The organism is Halomonas sp. 3D7M (assembly GCF_014897885.1).
Taxonomy (GTDB): domain Bacteria; phylum Pseudomonadota; class Gammaproteobacteria; order Pseudomonadales; family Halomonadaceae; genus Vreelandella.
The window spans coordinates 1-4,089 of sequence record NZ_JABUZF010000258.1 but is presented as its reverse complement, the minus strand read 5'-3'; the positions used below and the strand labels follow the sequence as shown (position 1 = coordinate 4,089).

Here is a 4,089-nt window from a genome sequence, read left to right as displayed (position 1 = left end):
CTGGCCGCCAATAAAAAGAGCGTGGCTCTTGTCCAGCCAAGCTTGAATGGCAGTGGAGGGCTGCGTCATGGTTGTGCTCCTGTCAGGCTGATTTATGATTGTTTTGAGTGCGTGCTAAGCATTACACGCCTCCAATACTCCCTAGCAAGCCCCGTGCCAGCTCAGGGAAATAATATAATCACAACAATATCAGCGAGTTGAAGGTTAGTTATGACGATATTTCTCCGCCGTCTCGTCGCCGGATACGACGGCTGTCGCATTCTGGGACAGCTCGCCGACTTCGCAGGGAGAGGCCCATGATCTCCAAAACAGTCCTGAGAACCCCCGACGTGATTCGCCAGGCCCGTGAACATCTGCTCCGTGGCCAGCAACTACCGATGGGCATGCTCGATGCCAGTATCGATCGTTCTTGGCAGCGCTGCATTGAGCATGGGCTGCAGCCTGGTAGCCTACCCGAGTTGCCACGGCTCGACAGTGGCGAACTCCGCACTCAGCGCGAGATGCATCGTCGCCTTATCGAACTGGCTGACCCTCTGATCAGGCGAGTGACGGAGGATCTGCGTGGTTGCCAGTTGCTGCTGGCCACCCCGGATGCCACCGTGCTCAAGAGCTACGGCCAGCGATTCGTGCTTAATGATCGCTTTCACATCGGGGCTGGCATCAACCTAGATGAACGCTGGTTCGGAACCAATGCACCTGCCCTAGCGCTCATCGAGCGGGCGCCGGTGTTGGTCAAGTCCTGCGAGCATCTGCTGTTCCCCGACAACCCTGTTTCCTGTGTCGCCGCCCCGTTGTTTGATCTCAACGGCGACTGTTTAGGATTGATCGACCTTACCTTCGAGGCTAATCACCCACGACCAGAAATTTTCCTGCGCCGAGTACAGCAGCTCACGGGGGCATTGGAGCAACGGCTGTTTTTCCACCACTACCAGCAGCGTTGGGTGCTCCAGGTGCACGCATCGCTGGCGGAGTTGGACGGCGTGAGTTGTGGTCTAGTGGCCATGAACGACTCGGGGCTGATCCTGGCGGTTGATTCTCAGGCTGCCCAATGGCTGGGCGAGGCTTCTGCCTCACTAATTGGTCGCCATATTGAAGAATTATTGGGCAATTCCTGGAAAGAAATCTGTCGCCAATGCGAACGGTGCTCGGTCTTACTGGGGCTGCCGCTTACCGGCGCCCAACTGGTGGGGCGGCTTAATCCCCCGGATCAGGGTGGGGCGGCTTAACCCCCCGGATCAGTGGCAGCCGGCAGTTTTGAGCGGAGAAGCCACTGTGAGGCCGGCGTTGCCCGAACCATCCCTCTCTCGTGGGCTTGAGGCGCTGGTGGAGGCTTGGCCCATGGCGCTGGCCCGGGAGGCTCGCCGGGCTAGTCGGGCATTGGAAGCGGGTTTGCCTGTACTGCTGCAGGGCAAAACTGGCACGGGAAAAGAGCAGTTGGCCCGAGCACTGCATAGCAGTCTCGGTGAGCAGCGGCCCTTCGTGGCACTCAACTGCGCAGCGCTGCCCGAAAGCCTTATCGAGGCGGAGCTATTCGGCTATGTGGAAGGCGCGTTCACCGGTGCCCGTAAGGGTGGGTACAGCGGGCGTCTGGTACAAGCTAATGGTGGCACTTTGATGCTTGACGAGATCGGTGACATGCCGCTGGCGCTGCAGGCCCGTCTGCTGCGGGTGTTGCAGGAGAGAGTGGTGACGCCTCTGGGCGATCACCGCGAGGTGCCCATCGACTGCCGCGTAATAGCCGCTAGCCATCGCGATTTGGAGAATCTGGTGACGACTGGTGATTTCCGCGAGGATCTTTTTTATCGTCTGGCTGGGGTGGTAGTAGAACTTCCCACGCTGAACGAGCAGGCTGATCTCGCGGGACAGATTCGTCAACACTGGGCTGCACTATGTCGCCAACATGGCCGCTCTCTGGCGCTGGATGAGTCCTTGTTAGAGTGTTTGACTGCCTACCTTTGGCCCGGTAACTGGCGGGAACTAATTCACTGTTTAGAAGCGGCTCTGGTGGGAGCTGAGCCAGAGTGCCAGCGGCTAACCATAGAAGGGCTTTCGCCGCGTTGGCAGCGCAAACTTGCTCAGCCCATAGAAAGTGGCGTTCGTAATACGGTCACATCGGAGGGCCTTGGCAACGGTTGCCAAGAACTGCGAGAAATGGAGCGAACCCATATGGTACGTACGCTCGAAGCCCACGGGGGAAACATGACTGCCGCTGCTCGGACGCTAGGTATCAGCCGCTCGACGCTTTATCGACGGTTGGGAGAAGAATCACCTTGAGTCGGTGCAGTGCAACCAAGCTGGACGGTCTCTTCCAGCTTGGCCTTGTAGACTGTCTAGCTCAACGGAGGACGGGGCCCCTTGCCATAAGATATGTTAGGCGTTCATTCCAACCCGCCGAAGCGTTGGTAGAAGCTGGGGCCAGGGGCTGGTAATGGGCCCTCGGCGGTTTCTAGGTGCCGGTCTAGCCAGCGTTCTGCGCGTTCGTAGAGCAACCGATAGAGGTTGCGGCAGAGCTGATGGGCGTAGCGACCTTCCCACGCGGTGGGGAGTAGTTCATCAGGCAGAAGAGGGTCGCGTAGTTGAACCTTACGATACTCATGAATCAGTAAGGTACGGGCAATGAAGCACGCTTCTTGTCCTAAATGGTTCTCTGCGTTGAGCGCATTCCACAGTGGGCGAAACTTAACCAGAAAACGCTGATACAGCTCGGCGAGTTCGTCGAGGTTCCAGCTATCTCTGACCTGCAGGCGCAGCGGCTTACTGGTCATGGGCTCCATGGCCTGTGTCTGCATCACGATCGTGTCGTCTGCCGCATCAAGCTCCTGCAAGGCCACCATGGTTTCCGCGCATGACAGCGTGGGATGTGCCAGCACGCCCTGAGCAAAACTACCAAAACCGAGCCATTCAAGCTCATCACGAATTTGCTGGCGTCGATCTGCCGATAGCTGTGTCAGAAGCGCCAATGTCCACTGGCCCGACCAGGGTGGCTGGGCACCGTGATAGACGCGCTTAAAGGCTTGTTCAAAACGGCGCCGCCCGGGGCCGCTCAGCCGGTAGTAGCTGCGACGACCGACCTTCTCGCCACGTAGCCAGGTTTCATGGGTCAGCCGATAAACCGATGTGCGCACCAGCCGCTCGTTGATACCGATGGGCTCCACTAGTTTCGAGAGACTGCCGAGCCATACAGTACCACCCCGTGGAACGATAGAGTCGCCATAGACGGTAATAATTAGCGAGCCGGCGCGAATAGGCCGACGCTTCTGGAAGTCATCAATAAGCGTAGCGACGCAGTCTGTAGCTGACGACATGGTGAGTATTGATTCCCTTGACGATGAAGTTGCCGCAAAACGACAGAAAATATAGCTTTTATAGAAGATTATCGTATCACGTTTTTTGTGATTTTGGCCTGCAGGGTTATCAGTGATTTATGGAGAACGATTCAGTATCGCGGAGGTCGCTGATGCTAGCATTTTGTTGTGACTTCTTGTGAAGATATAATACTAATTTCAATGGTGGGTTACTCAACCCCTGCTATACTCCCCCGGTTTTTAAAAATAGGCTTTCTTGGTGCCATTTCGGGCTTTCTTAGCCCGCATGATGTGCTGCCAAGCCTTGCCTGTCGTTTGAAGGAAAGTGAAGTGTTTCATGAAAATAAAATAAAAATAAGCGGTTATAGGTTTACACGTCGACGCTCAAGCTAGTTGGAAGTTACTTCCACTTTTAAAGCGTGGATGTGTCTGGAGAGGAGGGTGGATGTTTATTAAATATGCAGTAGAACAGTAGAAAAAACTAAAAAACGCCAGAAAAAATTAAAATATAACTACAGGAATAGTTGTGATGATTTTAGGGCTTACCTTGCTATATGCCGGAGCAGTTCTTTTTGTGAACGGAATATGGCTGCTAGGCAAAATTGGTGACAAAGAGGTATCTGTCATCAACATAATGGTTGGTGTGTTGAGCTTCATGATTGCTGTCTATTTGATTTTTCGAGAGCCGGATAATTCTGCTGCTATTAGCGCTGGGGCATTTACCTTGCTATTTTCTTTTACTTATCTTTGGGTTGGGGCTAGTAAGCGTTCATTCCAGGACGTA

4 protein-coding genes are annotated in these 4,089 nt (G+C 54.8%); 3 read left to right on the top strand and 1 reads right to left on the bottom strand.

What is annotated here, in order from left to right; all coding sequences use genetic code 11:
- Positions 1-296: 296 nt before the first annotated feature.
- Positions 297-1,226 carry a hypothetical protein gene (locus INT22_RS16285; RefSeq protein ID WP_193068568.1) on the top strand — a complete coding sequence of 310 codons (930 nt, stop codon included), beginning with the start codon at positions 297-299 and terminating at the stop codon, positions 1,224-1,226.
- A gap of 58 nt (positions 1,227-1,284) precedes the next feature.
- Positions 1,285-2,274, top strand: coding sequence for a sigma-54-dependent Fis family transcriptional regulator (locus tag INT22_RS16280; protein ID WP_193068567.1), 990 nt, complete (start codon positions 1,285-1,287; stop codon positions 2,272-2,274).
- Positions 2,275-2,378: 104 nt separating this feature from the next.
- On the opposite strand, the gene paaX is transcribed toward INT22_RS16280, so the two are convergent.
- Positions 2,379-3,305, bottom strand: a complete 927-nt coding sequence (gene paaX, locus INT22_RS16275) for a phenylacetic acid degradation operon negative regulatory protein PaaX (RefSeq protein WP_193068566.1) — start codon at positions 3,303-3,305, stop codon at positions 2,379-2,381.
- A 529-nt stretch (positions 3,306-3,834) separates the two neighbouring features.
- On the opposite strand from paaX, the gene INT22_RS16270 reads away from it, so the two are divergent.
- Positions 3,835-4,089: AmiS/UreI family transporter (locus INT22_RS16270; protein ID WP_319022097.1), on the top strand; the 255-nt coding region annotated here is incomplete at its 3' end.

Excerpts from the sequence above, each read along its gene's own strand:
- paaX (WP_193068566.1), bottom strand. The coding sequence starts at position 3,305 with ATGTCGTCAGCTACAGACTGCGTCGCTACGCTTATTGATGACTTCCAG.
- INT22_RS16285 (WP_193068568.1), top strand. The coding sequence starts at position 297 with ATGATCTCCAAAACAGTCCTGAGAACCCCCGACGTGATTCGCCAGGCC.